At 42.3% G+C, this 17,782-nt stretch carries 13 protein-coding genes and 1 riboswitch; all 13 genes read left to right on the plus strand.

Features of this window, described 5'->3' with window-relative positions:
- The first annotated feature begins 176 nt into the window (after positions 1–176).
- The 13 genes from BUB11_RS12880 (at position 177) to cbiD (ending at position 17,536) form a co-directional block, all read left to right on the plus strand.
- Positions 177–2,012 carry a sigma-54 interaction domain-containing protein gene (locus BUB11_RS12880; protein WP_073030168.1) on the plus strand — a complete coding sequence of 612 codons (1,836 nt, stop codon included), beginning with the start codon at positions 177–179 and terminating at the stop codon, positions 2,010–2,012.
- A 463-nt stretch (positions 2,013–2,475) separates the two neighbouring features.
- The gene (locus BUB11_RS12885) at positions 2,476–4,047 is read left to right on the plus strand and encodes a glycine betaine uptake BCCT transporter (RefSeq protein ID WP_073030169.1); all 1,572 of its coding nucleotides are present in this window, start codon (positions 2,476–2,478) and stop codon (positions 4,045–4,047) included.
- A gap of 417 nt (positions 4,048–4,464) precedes the next feature.
- Positions 4,465–5,100, plus strand: a complete 636-nt coding sequence (locus BUB11_RS12890) for a cobalamin B12-binding domain-containing protein (RefSeq protein WP_073030170.1) — start codon at positions 4,465–4,467, stop codon at positions 5,098–5,100.
- A 131-nt stretch (positions 5,101–5,231) separates the two neighbouring features.
- Positions 5,232–6,713 carry a trimethylamine methyltransferase family protein gene (locus tag BUB11_RS12895; RefSeq protein ID WP_242947542.1) on the plus strand — a complete coding sequence of 494 codons (1,482 nt, stop codon included), beginning with the start codon at positions 5,232–5,234 and terminating at the stop codon, positions 6,711–6,713.
- Between the two features lie 14 nt (positions 6,714–6,727).
- Positions 6,728–7,363 carry a cobalamin B12-binding domain-containing protein gene (locus tag BUB11_RS12900; RefSeq protein ID WP_073030172.1) on the plus strand — a complete coding sequence of 212 codons (636 nt, stop codon included), beginning with the start codon at positions 6,728–6,730 and terminating at the stop codon, positions 7,361–7,363.
- A 26-nt stretch (positions 7,364–7,389) separates the two neighbouring features.
- Positions 7,390–8,853: a trimethylamine methyltransferase family protein gene (locus BUB11_RS12905; RefSeq protein ID WP_073030173.1), complete on the plus strand. Its 1,464-nt coding sequence runs from the start codon at positions 7,390–7,392 to the stop codon at positions 8,851–8,853.
- A 25-nt stretch (positions 8,854–8,878) separates the two neighbouring features.
- A complete protein-coding gene (locus tag BUB11_RS12910) occupies positions 8,879–10,840 on the plus strand; it encodes a hydantoinase/oxoprolinase family protein (RefSeq protein WP_073030174.1) in 1,962 nt (653 codons plus the stop codon).
- A 349-nt stretch (positions 10,841–11,189) separates the two neighbouring features.
- Complete coding sequence (locus tag BUB11_RS12915) at positions 11,190–11,987, plus strand: methyltetrahydrofolate cobalamin methyltransferase (protein WP_073030175.1); 798 nt, start codon at positions 11,190–11,192, stop codon at positions 11,985–11,987.
- Positions 11,988–12,065: 78 nt separating this feature from the next.
- Positions 12,066–12,238, plus strand: a riboswitch (cobalamin riboswitch).
- 106 nt (positions 12,239–12,344) lie between these two features.
- Positions 12,345–13,085, plus strand: a complete 741-nt coding sequence (locus BUB11_RS12920; protein ID WP_073030176.1) for an alpha-ribazole kinase — start codon at positions 12,345–12,347, stop codon at positions 13,083–13,085.
- 28 nt (positions 13,086–13,113) lie between these two features.
- A complete protein-coding gene (locus BUB11_RS12925; protein ID WP_073030177.1) occupies positions 13,114–13,629 on the plus strand; it encodes an ECF transporter S component in 516 nt (171 codons plus the stop codon).
- Between the two features lie 17 nt (positions 13,630–13,646).
- Positions 13,647–15,482: an ABC transporter ATP-binding protein gene (locus tag BUB11_RS12930; protein WP_084110276.1), complete on the plus strand. Its 1,836-nt coding sequence runs from the start codon at positions 13,647–13,649 to the stop codon at positions 15,480–15,482.
- Positions 15,473–16,285: an energy-coupling factor transporter transmembrane component T family protein gene (locus BUB11_RS12935; RefSeq protein ID WP_073030179.1), complete on the plus strand. Its 813-nt coding sequence runs from the start codon at positions 15,473–15,475 to the stop codon at positions 16,283–16,285. The genes BUB11_RS12930 and BUB11_RS12935 overlap by 10 nt, the downstream gene beginning before the upstream one ends.
- A gap of 123 nt (positions 16,286–16,408) precedes the next feature.
- Positions 16,409–17,536: a cobalt-precorrin-5B (C(1))-methyltransferase CbiD gene (cbiD, locus tag BUB11_RS12940; RefSeq protein WP_073030180.1), complete on the plus strand. Its 1,128-nt coding sequence runs from the start codon at positions 16,409–16,411 to the stop codon at positions 17,534–17,536.
- The last annotated feature ends 246 nt before the right edge of the window (positions 17,537–17,782 follow it).

Raw genomic sequence — 17,782 nt, forward strand, 5'->3', positions numbered from 1 at the left:
CTATTGTGACTAATCCTAAATAACACAGTTTAGGGGGATGACTGTCCAGAGGAATAAAATATTTGAAAAATTCCGAAGATTATATCTGTACTTGAGCGGGGATTGGTTGTAGAATTGAAATTAACAGTTATGTCAAAAATAGTAATTAGATTTAGGATGTGGGTGAGGGGTGGAAGATGTCTGCAGTATCTAAATTATTGTCACTAACATCTGAATTAAAGCTTAACAAATCCTATGTCCAACAAATAGCAGAAGTGATCGCAGCAGTAATAGAATTTGAGGTTGCTATTATTGATAATAACTTAGAAGTAATTGCTGGGACGGGAAAATACCAAAGTGAAATTGGTTTTGTATACGGGAAAGGATCAATCACTGGACAGATAATTAACAGCGGCAGCAACTTTGTCTTAGATGACGAACCGCTTAATCACAATATCTGCAAAGACTGCAATCAAAAAATTATTTGTAAACTCAAGGCAGGAATACTTTCCCCAATAATATGGACCGGGGATGTAATTGGCACAATTTCAATTTTTGCTTTTGATGACAGGGAAAAAAATGAGTTGCTTTCTAACCGTGATAAACTGCTTGATTTTTTAATGAAAATATCAGCCTTGATAAGCAGCAAAATTGGCGAGAATGAAATGCATGGACGCCTTTCATTAATGGCCAACCAATTCAGTGCAGTTATAAATTCCATTGTCGAGGGGCTCGTAACTATTGACCATTCAGGTTTTATAACCCATATTAACAAGTCTGCTGAAAAGTTATTGAATATTTCTACACAGCAAGTTTGCGGGAGACACATAAACGATATTTTCCAAGGGTTCTCAGTTCCTAAAGTGTTAAAACTCGGACAACCATATGTTGAACAAGAAATCCAGTATATCAACAAGGGAGAGGTATGTCTATTTATCAGTACCATTACACCCATAAAAACGAATCAGGAAATTATCGGTTTGGTTATTTCATTTCGAAGTATCCGCGAATTGCGGAAGTTAGCGGGTCGTTTGATTAGGGAAGATCGCAAATATACTCTGGACGGAATACTAGGAACAAGCAAAACTATGACCATCCTTAAACAAAAAATGCAACTTGTCGCGGCAACCGACTCGACAATTTTGATTACTGGCGAAAGTGGAACCGGTAAAGAGTTATTTGCGAGGGCCATTCATGAAGAAAGCCATCGCAAAAATGGGCCATTTATCGCTATAAACTGCGGGGCTATTCCAGAAATGCTCTTAGAAAGTGAACTTTTTGGTTATGAAGAAGGTGCTTTTACCGGGGCTAGTCGTGGAGGTAAACCAGGGAAATTTGAGCTTGCAAACAATGGGACAATCTTTCTGGACGAAATTGGAGATATGCCGATGCATCTTCAGGTGAAGTTATTGCGAGTGTTGCAAGAGGTTAAAATTGAACGAATTGGTGGAGTAAAGCCGGTATGGATTGATGTCCGGATTATCGCAGCCACAAATCGCAATCTCGAAGAAATGATCAAAGAAAAACTATTTAGAAGTGATCTCTTTTATAGGTTAAGTGTTATTCCATTCTATATTCCTCCGTTACGTGAAAGGAAAGAGGACTTGATGCTTCTTCTCCATCACTTTTTGGATAAGTATAATCTTATTTTAGGTAAACAAATAACCGGTTTTACTCAAGAAGTTCAGAGAAAAATGCTTACCTATCCTTGGCAGGGGAATGTAAGGGAACTGGAAAATGCGGTTGAGTATGCAGTAAATATTGCCACAAATGATATCATTGACAGCACTTATTTATCCTCTCGAGTCAATGACTATTTCGAACAGAATGCCAGTTTAGCATCGGGTGATCAACCAACGTTAGCTGAATTGGAGAAAACTGCAATTGCAGCCGCGCTGAAAAGATTTGGCAGTACCGGCCAAGCTAAAGAAAAAGCTGCCGATAGCTTGGGTATGAGCAGATCTACTTTCTACAGAAAGATAAAAGAATTGGGACTAGATACTAAATTCCCAAATATAAATAAATTATCCTAAATTGAGATTAATAAAAAGGACTTTCCCTAGGGGATTTCAGAGATAGTATTACGATTTTCGTTCTTATATTGAGACAACATATTTCTTGAATAGCTTTTTGGATGTGACTTCTCAGTCTGTCTGAAAGGCTTTTCTTTTTAGTTTAAAATATTTTGAATTAGTATATAAACTTCGGCCTATGAAGGCTATGGGACATGTCAATGAAACTATGATTAATTCAAGCTTTTTGCAAGGGATAGTTAGTGATATTGCATGCAGGACAAGAAAAATGCCCGGAGACTAATCGGTTACCTATATATATAATTTAGTGGCATGATTATTGCAATATTCAGAAAAAGGAGATTAATTAAATTGCAGTATGTTAATATTACGGCTGCATTTATTAAAATGGAGGAGGAATGCCTTTTATTCAAGCGAATCCTGACGGTCAAAACAAGCGGAAGAATTAAAGGAGGAACGAAGCATGAGTGAAAAAAAGAGTTTCCTTGGCAAAGTTGATCGTCCTATTTTTACAATTTCTGCGATTATAATGGTTATTTTTGTCGCGTGGACACTGCTTCAACCTAAAGCAGCTGGTGCAACATTCAATGGGGTACAGAAATTCATTACGGATAACTTCGGTTGGAGTTATTTGATTGGAGTCACATTTTTCTTGGTTTTTGCCTTGTATTTAGCGTTTAGTAAGTTTGGGAAGATTACGCTGGGTAAAGATGGAGAGAAACCTGAACACAGCACTTGGAGCTGGTTTGCTATGCTCTTTGCAGCTGGTATGGGAATTGGCCTTGTTTTCTGGGGAGTAGCTGAACCAATGTATCACTATTCTTCACCTCCTTACGGTGAAAAATCAAGTGTCGAATCAGCTCAAATCGCAATGCGATATGTATTTTTCCATTGGGGATTGCATCCTTGGGCTATTTTTGCCATTGTAGGCTTGTCAATGGCGTATTTTCAGTTTCGTAAAGGTTTACCAGCCTTAGTCAGTTCCTCCCTTTATCCGATCCTTGGAGAAAAAGGGATTAACGGTTGGATTGGTAAACTTGTCGATATATTAGCCGTATTTGCAACGATTTTTGGGGTTGCTACCTCTCTGGGATTAGGTGCTACACAGATTGCTTCCGGGTTAAATTATGCCTATGGTCTTCCCACTGGTATGACGACAACTGTCACTGTCATCGTCGTTATTACTGGATTGTTTATTACATCTGCAGTAACTGGAATTGAAAAAGGGATTAGGTTCCTTAGCAACACAAATATGCTTTTAATAGGCATCATTGTAGTTTTTATGCTTATCGTTGGACCAACTCGATATATTCTTAATGGCTTTTCCGAAACTTTGGGGTCTTACCTCCAGAATATTGTACAAATGAGTTTTTGGACAGATACCTTCAAAACAAATGATGGCTGGGTAGGCGGTTGGACCATTTTCTACTGGGCTTGGTGGGTTGCTTGGGGTCCATTCGTTGGTGCTTTCATTGCCCGTATATCCAAGGGCCGTTCGATAAAAGAATTTATCCTGGGAGTGGTCTTTGCGCCAACTATAATGAGTTTTGTGTGGTTGTCAATAATGGGCAACAGCGCACTGTTTATTGATGTGGTTCAAAAAGGCGGGATTGCTGCTCAAGTGGCAAAAGACATTAGTACTGCCGTTTTCGCCATGTACCAGTACTTCCCGCTTACTGGCTTTATTACCTTGGTGACGACCTTAATTATAGCGGTCTTCTTTATTACTTCGGCAGACTCTGCAACCTTTGTTATGGCAATGTTCACTTCAGGTGGAGAATTAAACCCAAGCGCCGGACTAAAGATTACTTGGGGTTTGATTGAAGGTGCTGTTGCTATCGCCTTGATGGTTGCTGGGGGACTTGGTGCGCTACAGACTGCATCGATTGCTGCAGCCTTTCCATTTATGCTCGTCATGTTTGCAATGTGTGTATCCTTAATAAAGGCTTTCAAACAAGAAATCAATGTCGCAAGCGTTAAACCGCAAGTTAATAATTACAATCCAACCACAACACAACCCAGTAAGCCGGTCTAGGATTCAGCTCATAATATCTTTCTAATATGAGCTTGAGTTTTAACCCAGTGAGTGAACTCGTTCAGCTATAGCTGAACATCTAGACTTCGGTAATGTCCTTATAGAAAGACCCACATTTTAAAATAACTGTGTTGGGTCTTTATTTTTTCTCCCATTGAGAATGGTTTGGCGAATGTGTTGACGTAAAATCCTAAAAATGGATTATCAAATCCTAGAATGGGATTATTGCAAATCAGTCAATAACCGTTCATGGGGAATTTAACTTTATTGCATCTCAAAATGAGATATTTTTAATCGGGTGGGAAAAGTAAAAGGCTAAAATTTGGATTAATTGGTGGTTTTAAAATTGGCACAATATTTGCAATAATTTGCCTAATAAGTAAAGCAATGCATTTCAGCAGGGAGGTAGAAGAGAGAATGCCAAATTATTATGAAGAAATTTCTCAAAACGTCATTACAGGTCAACTTGACCGCGTAAAACAGCTGACTCAACAGGCCATTGGAGCAGGGAACAATCCCGTTGAAATTATCAATCAAGGATTAATACCCGGTATGAGTGTAGTCGGAGCACGGTTTAAGGCTGGTCAAATGTATGTACCAGAAGTATTAATGTCAGCACGCGCTATGAATGCAGGAATGGATCTCGTCAAACCGCTAATTTTGACTAAAGATATCCCTTCAGCAGGTAAAGTGGTGATTGGCACAGTAAAAGGAGACCTTCACGATATCGGAAAGAATTTAGTTGGAATGATGCTGGAGAGTGCTGGATTTACTGTCATTAATGTTGGGGTAGATGCGGGTCCTGAGAAATTTTTGCAATCGATAAAGGAGCATCAGCCTGGTGTCATTGGAATGTCTGCGCTTTTGACGACAACCATGCTGGCCATGAAAGATACTATCGAACTCTTAAAAGAAGAGGGCTTGCGCGACAAGGTTAAAGTGATGATCGGCGGAGCTCCGATATCTCAGGACTTCGCAGATGAAATCGGTGCAGATGGGTTTGCCCCTGATGCGGGTTCTGCCGCAGATCTGTGTAAGAAACTTCTAGCCTAATTTAATCCGTTTTCTATTGGGAAGGCGGCTCGGCGAAACCATCCATTGGTGGCTATCGTAACTGAAGAACAGTATGGAACTCTCAATTAAGAAGCAGGAGCCTTCTAAAGTAGCTAAATTAAGGAAGGAGCGTGTGTGATTTGTCAAGAAGCCAATACGTTAGGGCCAACTATCAAGTTAATGCAACACCACAATTAAAGATGTTAAGCGATGACCAATGTGAAAATGTCTTGAATGGTGCCCTAGAGGTGCTAGAGCGAACAGGAGCAGAGATACACAGTGAAGAGGCTTTAGAAATTTTCAGAAAAGGAGGATGTTGGGTTGATGGCAACATGGTGTGTTTCCCGTCCCACCTGGTAGAGTGGGCGATTCGCAGTGCACCCTCACGAATTGTAATTTCTAATCAAAAAGGTGAACGCACCATGTTCTTGGAAGGACAAAACGTTTATTATGGCCCAGGTCCCACGAATACTTACACCATCGATCCTTTCACTGGAGAACGACGCCGTGCTAAGAAGTCCGATACTGTGCGGGCGGCAAAAGTAATCGATGCTTTGCCTAATATATCCTTTGCTATGGATTGCGGAACAGTTATGGATGTCACTCCTACTTTATCAGATGTTCATGCTTTTCAGGCTATGTTAGAAAACACAAATAAACCCATTATCCACTGGGGTTTTGGTATAGATCAGTATCAGGATATCATCGATATGGCTGCAGCTGTAGCAGGTGGGTTAGAAGCCCTGCAACGCGATCCATTTATTCTCCTTTACTCGGAGTCTAGCCCTCCATTAAGACATTCAGTGGAAGCCATTGATAAAGCAATTTTTGCAGCCAAAAACAATATTCCCATCGTTTATACTCCTTGTACTTTCTCAGGAGGTGTAGCTCCTGCGACAATGGCAGCAACTCTTGTAATTGCAGTTGCAGATTCCTTGGTGGGGCTAGTAGCTGGTCAATTAGTCCGTAAAGGTTCTGGCTTTGTAATGGGTGGGTTAATTTCAACGATGGATATGTCTAGTACTATTCTGTCCTACGGTGCAGCAGAATTAAGCTTGCTTTCGGCTGGATTAACGGCTGTCGCCCGCTACATGAAAATACCGATGTTCAGTACTGGTGGTTGTTCAGATTCTAAGGTAATTGATACTCAGATGGGAATTGAAGCTGCTTTTTCAATCTTGATCGCAGGCTTAAGCGGAGCAAATCTAATTCATGACTGTAGTTATATGGAATATGGAGCGACATCATCCTTAGACTTAATGACTATGGATGATGAAATCATTGGCATGGTAAAGAAAATTCTTGGCGGTGTTCTGGTTGACGATGAACACTTAGCCCTTGATGTCATTGATAAAGTCGGCCCGGGTGGACACTACTTAGCTGACGATCATACGATGGACCATTTCCGCGAATTCTGGGCCCCAACTTTGATCAATAGACTGAGATTTGACGGATGGAAAGCAGAAGGCTCGAAGACCATGGCCCAACGAGTTAAAGAAAAAACCCAAGACATTATCAATAATCACAAACCTGAACAAAAATCAGAAAGTGTATTGAAAGAAATTCAAGCAATTGTCGATAGAGCAGAAGCGCGGGAAGCAAATAAAAGATAGGAGGCAGATAAAAAATGTCAAATTATTATGAAGAGATTTCTCAAAGCGTCATTTCAGGTCAACTAGACCGAGTAAAACAGCTGACTCAGCAGGCCATCGACGCTGGGATTGATCCTGTTGAAATAATTAATCAAGGTTTGATCCTCGGAATGAGTGTCGTCGGAGCACGATTTAAGTCTGGCCAAATGTTTGTGCCAGAAGTGCTGATGTCCGCTAGATCCATGACAGCAGGAATGGACATGGTCAAGCCACTCATTTTAAGTGAAGATATCCCATCAGCTGGCAAAGTAGTGATCGGAACGGTAAAAGGTGACCTGCATGATATTGGGAAAAACTTAGTGAGCATGATGTTAGAAAGTGCTGGATATACGACCATCAATGTTGGAGTAGATGCTGGTCCGGAAAAGTTTTTACAAGCGGTTAAGGAACATAAGCCAAATATCATCGCCATGTCAGCCCTACTAACAACAACGATGCTTTCTATGAAAGATACCATTGAACTCTTAAAAGAAGAGGGACTGCGGGATAAAGTCTTGGTGATTATAGGCGGGGCTCCAATATCTCAGGATTTTGCAGATGAAATTGGTGCAGACGGGTTTGCTCCCGATGCTGGTTCAGCTACTGACCTTTGCAAAAAACTATTAGCTTAATATCAATTAAAGGAAGGAGGATGGTTATGCCAGTAAAAAGTAATTACGTAGAAAATACTAGCCCTATGTTCAGTATCCTTTCCCCAAGCCAATGTGAAGAAATACTGCTAGCGGCTCAAGAGGTGCTTGAACGTACGGGTGTGACTGTACACGATGAGGAAGCACGTGATATCCTAAAGAAAGCAGGTTGCTGGGTAGACGGTATCCTGGTTCGCATCCCTTCAGCGGTTGTGGACAGGGCGTTAAGATCTGTTCCTAAACGGGTTACTCTTTGTAATAACCGAACCGGATCCAGGGATGTGCATCTGGAAGGATATAACGCCTATTTTGGCACAGGTTCAGATACTCCGTTTACAATTGATCCCTACACCGGAAAGCGTCAACGTTCTACCAAAAAGTCGGTCAGCAACGCTTGCAAGGTCATTGACGCTTTGCCAAATCTCGATTTTGTGATGTCGTTGGGTATCGTTCAAGATGTCCCCCTTCTTATTTCTGATCGGCATCAGTTTGAGGCTCAAGTTCTTAATACGAGTAAACCAATCGTTACAACTGCTCATGATATTTATGGCTTCGCCGATATTATTGAGATGTGTGAAATAATGGCCGGCGGTGTTGAGGAGTTACGGCGCAATCCCTTTATGACCCTTTACGCTGAGCCAATATCACCACTGCAACATGCCTGGGAAGCGGCATCTAAATTAATTTTGGCTGCCAGAAAAGGACTGCCCGTCGTTTATACTCCGTGCGTGATGGCTGGCGGAACAGTACCGGCTACAATGGCCGGTGTGCTTACACAAGGGTTAGCTGAATCGTTGAGTGGGTTAGTGATCAACCAATCGACGAGAGAAGGTTCCCCCTTTATTATGGGTGGCGTCTTTACAATTATGGACATGTCGAGCACCATTTTTAGCTATGGCTCACCGGAATTCAACCTTTTAATGTCTTCGTTAGCGGATTTAGCCCATTATCTGAAATTACCGATGTTTGGCACTGCAGGGTGTTCTGACTCTAACTTAGTGGATGAACAAGCGGGAATTGAAGCGGCTTTGTCCATTGCTATGACGGCTCTTTCTGGTCCAAATCTAAATCATGATGTCGGGTATATTGAATATGGTTCCACGTCATCCTTAGAATTTCTGGCTATAAACAATGACGTTATAGGGATGGCTCGCCGTTTAGTTCGCGGTATCAAAGTTAATGATGAGACTCTTGCCTTAGATATCATCCATAAAATTGGTCCTGGAGGACATTTCCTATCCGAGGATCACACTATGAAACACTTTAAAACTGAGACGTATTATCCAAGTCTGATTGATCGTCAGCGTTATGAGTCTTGGCTGGAGAGTGGCTCGAAAACTCTGTTCGAACGGGCCAATGAAAAAGTTAAAGATATTATTGAAAATTATGAGCCAGATCCACTTCCCAAGGACGTCCAACAAAAAATTAGGGCGATTGTAGAACGGTCTGAACAGAAAGTCGTTAAGTCATAAGGGATTAGAAATGGAGTGACAGAATATGCCCTTAATATTAGGGATTGATACAGGCGGAACTTTTACAGACGGAGTGCTTCTTAATTTAGAAACAAAGGAAGTAAAGGGAAAGGCCAAGGCGTTTACGACACGTGAAGATTTATCCATAGGTATTCGAAACTGTATCGAAAATATGGGTGATTTAGACCCACGTCAAGTTCAGCTCGTATCTCTGTCTACGACATTAGCTACTAACGCTATTGTGGAGGGTCGCGGTTGCCGGGTTGGCTTAATTCTCATCGGTCATGAGTCGACTGGCGACCTCCCAGCCCAGCAAGCATTTGTAGTTAGAGGCGGGCATGATATTAAGGGGATACCTGTTGCGGAACTCGATCTGGAGGCTATCCTAAAAGCGGTGACAGAAATGCGTGGTCAGGTTGATACAATTGCCATTTCCGGCTATCTTAGCGTTCGAAATCCGGAGCATGAACAGAATGCTCAAAAAATAATCCGTGAGCTATGGGATGTGCCTATTGTATGCGCACACCAACTGACGACTGCTCTAGGTTTTCATGAGCGGACAGTGACTGCCTGTCTAAATGCCAGACTATTACCCATTATTGCCGAACTTCTTACCGCGGTAAAAGCCGTCCTTAAAGAGAAGAGAATTTCTGCTCCTTTGATGATCGTCAAAGGGGATGGCTCACTGATGAGTGAAACTATGACCCGGGAAAAGCCTATTGAAACGATCCTTTCAGGGCCTGCGGCCAGTATTGTCGGAGCAGTATTTCTAACGGGGACCGAGTCTGCACTTGCTTTAGATATGGGGGGGACGACCACAGATATAGCTATATTAGAAAATGGCCGGCCCCGAATGAACCGTGAGGGAGCAACCGTTGGAGGGTGGAAAACCCGTGTTGAGGCTGCCGAAATCAGTACTTTTGGCCTGGGCGGAGACAGTTATATTCAAGTTTCTAAGGATCAAAAGTTAATAATCGGCCCAAAGAGGGTCTGGCCACTGTCGGTGACAGCTAGCAAATACCCTATTCTCATTGAAGAACTAAAAAAAGTGGATCCCAATAGGCAGATAATAGATTCCCAGCCAATTGATTGTTTTATGTTGGTCAAGAAACCGGTCCGTAAAGATCAGTGGAATCAAACTGAATGGAGTATAATCAGCGCTCTGGAAGAAAGTGCTCACAATATTTTTGCTCTCGCAGAAAAGGTTGGACGAGATCCGAATTTATTGCCATTAAAAGACTTAGAGCAGGCTCAGGTAATAGGCAGGATTTCCTTTACCCCCACGGATTTGCTGCATGTCCTAAATACCTTTACAGACTATAATGTCGCAGCTGCTCAAGAAGGAGCTCGGATTCTAGCGCAGAGAATGCGCTTAGAACCGGATAAATTTGCAGCTAAAGTCTTGAGTGAGATCCAAGCCGCTCTATGTATGACTATTTTACAAAGCTTTGCTTACCGAGAGGGTTTACGTATTAAGCTTAGTAGTGAGGCCAGTGTCTCATTTCTATTAAGCTCCCTGCTTAATGGAGATCATAAGCGAGGATTCAAGTCCGAAATTACTCTTGAATATCCGATTGTTGCTTTAGGGGCTCCCGTATCCGGCTATCTTCCAGCTGTAGGAAGCACCTTGAATACCCCGGTTTTAATACCCACGCATGCTGAAGTGGCAAACGCGGTCGGAGCTGCCTCCGGTCAGGTCGCGGAACAAATTCGTATCTTGATTAAACCCGGGGTAGCAGGGGGGTATGTAGTGCATGCTCCTTGGAAACGGGAAGCTTTTTTGTATCTGGAAGAGGCTGAAAAGAATGCCTTGAAAAAAGCAAAGGAAGTAGCTCTAGAGAGAGCACAGCGGGCGGGTGTAGTCAATCCTGAGTTGTTGGTCGAAAAAGAAGAAGTACTCAGTCATACGGCGGGAGGAAATGATGTCGTGTTTCTTGAGACGCGGATTGAGGTCACGGCCATAGGTCACCCCAGCTGGGAGGTTTGAGAATGAAGGCCAAAGTATTTGCTTGTTACACCTTGGCTGATGAAATTCAAAAGATACTTCCATCCAGGATAGATTTAGAAAGGATGGTTGTGCAACGTAACTTTCTGTAATTCAGGAGAACGCTTAAGTAGAAAAATGTTGATAAGTGTTAAGTACGTTAAGTACGTTAAGTACATAGAAAAAACTTAACAGCGTACTGCGGAATTTACTGTGGGGATTGCATTCATTTCAGGAACAAACATAGTAAATTAGCCGGAGATTTAAAGGATGAATTAGAAAAAGTACAAAAATTTTATATATGGATGTAGTTATTAAGCGGATCTGCGAAAGTTAAGTTAGGAGGCGACAAATGTTAATTATTGGCGAACTTATAAACACCAGCAGAAAGGTTGTTAAACCTGCTGTAGAGCAAAGAGACGCAGTCTTTATTCAGGAACTGGCGAAAAAACAAGTTGAATCTGGAGCTCATTACGTTGATGTCAACTGTGGTACTATGGTACACGATGAAGTAGAGACGATGGAATGGCTTGTTCGCACTATTCAGGAAGCAGTATCGGCTCCTCTTTGTATTGATACGCCCAGGACAGAGGCTATGGAAGCAGGACTGGCAGCTGTAAAAAATGGTCAACCAATGGTTAATTCAATAACTGCGGAAAAAGAACGCTATGTTGCGGTACTGCCTCTGGTTCTGAAATACAAGGCAAAAGTTATAGCCTTGTGTATGGATGATACGGGTGTTCCAACATCTGCAGAGCAACGTATCACCATTGTCAAAAAATTAGTGGGTGATCTTACAGCCGCAGGAGTTCCTGAAGATGATATTTACCTGGATCCGCTTGTTACTCCAATTAGTACAGGGGATAATTGTGGTAACGATGTTCTCGATACAGTTCGTTTCATTCGCAAAGAATTTCCTCTCGTTCACGCAGCTTGTGGTTTAAGTAACGTTTCTTATGGACTCCCTAACCGAAAAATTTTAAATCAAGCCTTCATGATTCAAACAATGGATGCAGGTATGGATGCCTATATATTAGATCCTCTTGACAAAGCAATGATGGGCTTTGTTTACGCCTCTCAAGCTTTATTGGGACAAGATTCATTCTGTGTGCAGTATTTGACCGCTCATCGTAAAGGGTTGTACGATTAATTGAGTAAAAGCCGAAAGAAATGTCTGGAATTTCACTCTTGTAATCTAACGCAGTTTGCATTAAAATACATATAACTTAATCATTCGTTTGTTACTGGTGCCCTGCAAAGGGAGAATAGGGAACTGGGTGAGAATCCCGGACGGACCCACCACTGTAAAGAGGAGACTTATGCATAGCCACTGGGAAACCGGGAAGGCGCATAAAGTTGATGATTCTAAGTCAGGAGACCTGCCTGTAACTTAAAGTCATGAACAAAGGTAAAGTTCATGGTCGGTTTTCATTTTCAAACTAGTTGAAAATGAAAATTAGACTGTGAATTTTTTTGTTTTGTTAATTTATATGAGAGGTGAAAAGGTTTGGGATTTCTCGGTCGGGATGTTGAAGTTGTTTCGATAAACGAAACACAATCTTTGGTCGTTTCTTGTGATTCCTGTGGAGCAATTGGTATGAAGGAATTTGATGTGTACAAAATTTCGTGGTTTATAACAGGAAAATTGACCACAAGGGTTGCGCTGTTGGAGGTCCTTTCTACAGGAGGTATACCACAGATGCTGACCGTGGCAATTTCAAATGAACCGTGCCCGACTGGCGATGAATTATTAAAGGGGGTGAAGGATGAACTGGAATCCGCAGGATTAGAAAGTCTCCCTGTTGCGATAAGCACTGAGAAAAATATGTCCACAATTCAAACTGGCCTTGGAGTCAGCGTAATCGGACTAGCTGAGAAAAATAAGCTGCGTATTGGAACAGCACAACTTGGAGACGCCGTCTATTGTTTAGGATTCCCTAAGGTCGGAGCTGAACTTAGCAATCCGGAGGACCCGGAAATTATAAAAGTAAAATCGGTTCAAACCCTCTTAGAAAGTTCAAGTATACATGACATAATTCCAATAGGATCAAGAGGGATACGACTAGAAGCAGAACAATTGGCCTCTTCGGTCAATACTCGATTTAAATTTGCTCCTGCCTGTACTCTTGATTTAGATAAATCAGCGGGTCCGTCTACATGTCTTATTTTTTCGACATCCGGGGCATTAGATCAAAGATTATTAAGTTCTTTAAATTTGCCCTTAACGATAATAGGTGAATTATACTAAATAATTTAAATTAGGGAGGAATATTTGTATGAAGAATCTAGGAATAGAACAACAGGAATTACAACTTTCCGCTTGGAATGTTAAAAGATTATCAATTATGGCCATCTTCATTGCTTTAAGTGCCGTAGGAGCGCTCATTAAAATCCCAAGTCCTGTCGGAACGATTGGCATGGATTCTGCGCCCGGATTTTTTAGTGCCTTAGCCTTTGGCGGGCTAACCGGTGCGATAGTTATTGCTTTTGGACACTTGTTGACAGCGGCGGTTGTCGGATTCCCTTTGACAATTCCGGTCCATCTGTATGTTGCATTGCAAATGGCTTTATGGGCTGTAGCCTATCGTTGGGTCAATGAGAAGCTTGGTTTGATTCCGGCAGTCATCGTTGGAATTGTGCTTAATGGGGTAGTCTCAGCTTTTGCCATGCTTCCAATGATGGGTATGGGCGGAGTTCTAGCGCTTTTGCCTTTCCTAGTGGTTGGAGCAACTCTTAATGTTATTATTTCTGCAGTAGCCTACAAAGCAATTAAGGGAAGCCGGCTCATTTAATTAATGGGGTGAAAATCGTGGAGACCTTGGAAAATGAAAAATCCCAAGCAAGGGCAATCTGCCTTAAAAATCTCTCTTATCGTTATCCAAATGCAGTGGAACCAAGCTTGAAAAACATTAACTTAGACGTGGAAAAAGGAAAATTCTTTCTCATAATGGGGTCCACTGGGGCAGGGAAAACGACTTTGAGTTTATGTCTGAACGGTCTGATTCCTCAGCTTCTGGAGGGAAAACTAACAGGATGGGTAAGTGTAGCTGGAAAGGATGTCGGAAAAACCGCAGTACAGTCCTTGTCTAAAGTTCTGGGACTTGTTCTCCAGGACCCAGAGACACAAATTATTGGCCGAACGGTTGAGGAAGACACCTCATTTGGTCCTCGAAATTTTTTAGTGCCATTAGAGGAGATTAAACAGAGAGTAAATCAAACCTTAGAAAAGGTTCGCCTCCAAGGGTATAACGATCGTTTATCTGAGGAGCTGTCGGGGGGTGAAAAACAACGCCTGGCGATTGCGGGTGTCCTGGTGATGGAACCTGAAATCCTTGTGCTGGACGAACCGACTTCAGAACTTGATCCGGTAGGACGCTCAGAAATCTACGCAACCTTAGCGGATTTGCGGCGGAAAAAGGATTTAACCATTATATTAGTTGAACACTCCAGCGAAGAACTGATTTATAGGGCAGATGAAGTCGTGGTACTTAACCAGGGAGAATTAGTTTGGAGAGGAGTTCCTTCAGAACTCTTTCGCAATCTGCCCCTTTTGCGTCAGTGGGGGATTAAGCCGCTTCCGGTCAGTCAGATCGGATGGGATTTCTACGAAAAGGGTTGGATTACCCTTGCTGAAATCCCCTTAGATATCCCATCTGCAGAAGGTTTGATTAGAGAGCTTTTACCCAAATACGGACGTTGGCAGGGGCATTTACAAGGTCAAGCACAAAGACAAGTGCAAGTACCAGGTCAAGGGTTTGGGGCAGGACAGAGAAAGGATGGCTTGTTTCAGCAAGAACTGGACTTGTCTAAGAAAGAAATTGCAGTTCAAATCAAGGATCTAAATTATCAATATAACTCAGATCAGACCGCATTGAGAGGGATTAATCTGATGATTGAAGCAGGGGATTTCGTGGCTTTAATCGGACAAAACGGAGCAGGAAAAACGACTTTAGCCAAACATTTTAACGGACTTTTGAAACCAACCAGTGGTGAGGTTATCATTGAGGGCATGAATACTCTAAAGTATGATACCTCCGATTTGTCAAAAACCGTCGGCTATGTCTTTCAAAATCCGGATCATCAAATTTTCTCTGCTACCGTCGAGAAAGAGTTAGAATTTGGGCTCAAGAACGCGGGATTTAAAGGTGAGGAAATCAAGGAACGTGTTGAACAGGTTCTCCAGTATACGGGTTTAGAAAGATACCGCAACGTTCATCCGTTTAGTTTGGGCAAAGGAGAACGGCAAATGATTGCTGTGGCTTCAATCCTTGTCTTAAAACCTAAAGTCCTGATCATAGATGAACCAACCACGGGCTCAGACTGGACAGGAGTTCAGACCATGATGGCTTTGATCCGTAAACTCCACACTGCAGGGACGACAATTATAATGATTAGTCATGATATGGACTTAGTTGCTCAATATGCAAAGAGGGTTATTGTCTTAAAAGAAGGCGGTGTTTTGTTAGATGGCACGCCAAAGAGTGTTTTTTCCAACGAACAAATTCTTATTGACTCTGCCATCGTTCCACCCCAATTATGCAGGCTCTCATTCCAATTAGAGGATATTTTAGGTCGTGAACCCTTCATCGAATCAAGTGAGTTTACGGCGATGTTCGAAAGCAGGGAGCAGTCAGGATGTTTATAGAGTATTTACCGGGAGAGACCTTGCTCCATCGTCTGGATGTCCGGACAAAAATGCTCGGGTTCTTCGGGTTTATTATAATTTCCTTTCTATTTCAGGATCCAAAATATCAGCTTTTGATTGTCTCGCTTACTGGGCTTTTAGCCTTTTGGATAAAAATTCCCTTGCAAAAGATCCGGGGAATGTTGATTCCCTTGATTCCTATCATCATATCGATTATTCTAATCACAGGATTTACATTTGCACCTGAGCGCTTTGATCATGTTTCCAGTCAAACGATCCTCTTTTATGCCCTTCCAGGAGAAAAATTGGGGGCTACTGTAGGGGGATTTATGATGGGAAGTACCTTTATCTTTCGTCTTTTTGGTATGATGATCGCTTCGTCGGTTTTGATTTTAACCACATCAATGGATGATTTCACTCAGTTCTTTCAAAAGATGAAGATGCCAGTTGAAGTTTCCATGATGCTGACAACAGCGATTCGATTTATTCCAACCCTAGATAAAAAACGCCGGCAAATCTTAGAGGCCCAAAGAGCTCGTGGGACTAAATTCAACGAGAAAGGGATCATCGGTTCCATCCGGTCCTATATACCGATTATGGTTCCCTTGTTTATTAATTCAATAATGATGGCTAATTCATTATCGATGGCAATGCTTAACAGAGGGTACGGTTTGACGCGAACTTGGACATCTATGCGCGAAATAGCCTTTGCTCCAAGGGATTATTGGGTAATGTCATTTATAGTTCTGTTGATAACATTGAGTTTCTTTGTCCGATTCAGACTGCATCTGGGAGTATTATAGGTTCATCAAAAAATGTGGCTCTTCATGACTTGCATTTTCTTGGTATCAAAGGTCGATGAATCAGTTCAGGGCTATAATAATAACGATTGTACTTTCGATTAAATTTAATGTGGGAGAGAAACTATGGCACGAGATAAAGATCGACATACTTGGCGTGAAGGATATACTACAGGGAGTTGTGCTGCGGGTGCGGCAAAAGCCGCCTGTCAGTTGCTTAAAGGGAACAGTTTAGCGGAGCAGGCAGAGATTCCACTGCCGAATTCGGCGCGCTTAATGATGCCCATTCACAGCGGAGAATCCGGATACCCTCAAGCTTGGGCCAGTATTCTTAAAGACGGTGGGGATGATGCGGATATTACTCATGGCCTCGAGATTCGTGCGATGGCACGTTTCATTTCTCATCAAGGAGAAGTTCATATTCGCGGAGGCAAGGGAGTTGGGACCGTCACGAAAAAAGGCTTGGCGATCTCAGTTGGGGAAAGTGCCATTAACCCGGTACCTAGAAGAATGATCCGTGAAGCAGTCCGAGAGGTTTTTCCCGCTGAAGAAATCGAAATTATTATCGAAGTTCCAGCCGGAGAAGATACTGCCTTGCGTACTCTTAATCCCAGACTGGGGGTAATGGGAGGAATTTCAATCCTCGGGACGAGTGGGATAGTTCGTCCTATGTCTGAGGAGGCATTCAAAACCTCCATCCTGCCTGAGCTGGACCAAGCAGTGGCTTATGGACATAAAACTATTGTACTTACTCCTGGGCACTATGGGTATCGAGTGGCAACTGAACGCTTTAAAGTGCCGCCCGAAGCCGTAATACAGATGAGTAATTTTGTAGGCTATATGTTGGAAGAAGCAGCCTATAGGGGGATTGAACAGGTAATTCTCTTAGGGCATATTGGAAAACTCATTAAAGTCTCGGGCGGAATTTTCCATACCCATAATCGTGTCGCTGATGCTCGAATGGAAGTCCTGCTGGCCCATGCCGCATTAGCAGGACTTAGTATAGACACCTTAAAACATTTAGCAGAATTCCCAACCACCGAAGGGGCAACCGCTGAACTTTTACTCCTTGGAGAACAAGAGCTGCTTCATCATCTGGCACACTTGGCTAGTGAAAGAGCCCAAGCGTTCACCTTTGGACGGCTAAGCATTGGAACGATCATGACATTATTAGACGGAAAACCGATTAGTTGGGATATTCAAGCCTTTAAGATAGTGGAGGAACAGGGATGGACTTGGTCGATTGAGTCGTAGGCAATTTGGAGAATGTTTTTAGTACGATGATGATTGCCAGGAATTGAGATTTCAAAGTTAACGAAAGCAACAGGTCAATCTGAAGAAAAAATATGCGAAGAAACCAATAAGGTAAATAAAGCTGAAGGTACGTTATTTCAGAAATGAAACAACGTACCTTCGTGCAACTCTTTGACAAAGGGCTTAAAGTACTAATAATTGCATTTTTGATAACTGGATGGTGAAAGAAATGGCTATTGTTCAGCA

The sequence above is a fragment of the Desulfosporosinus lacus DSM 15449 genome, from assembly GCF_900129935.1.
Taxonomy (GTDB): Bacteria; Bacillota; Desulfitobacteriia; order Desulfitobacteriales; family Desulfitobacteriaceae; genus Desulfosporosinus; species Desulfosporosinus lacus.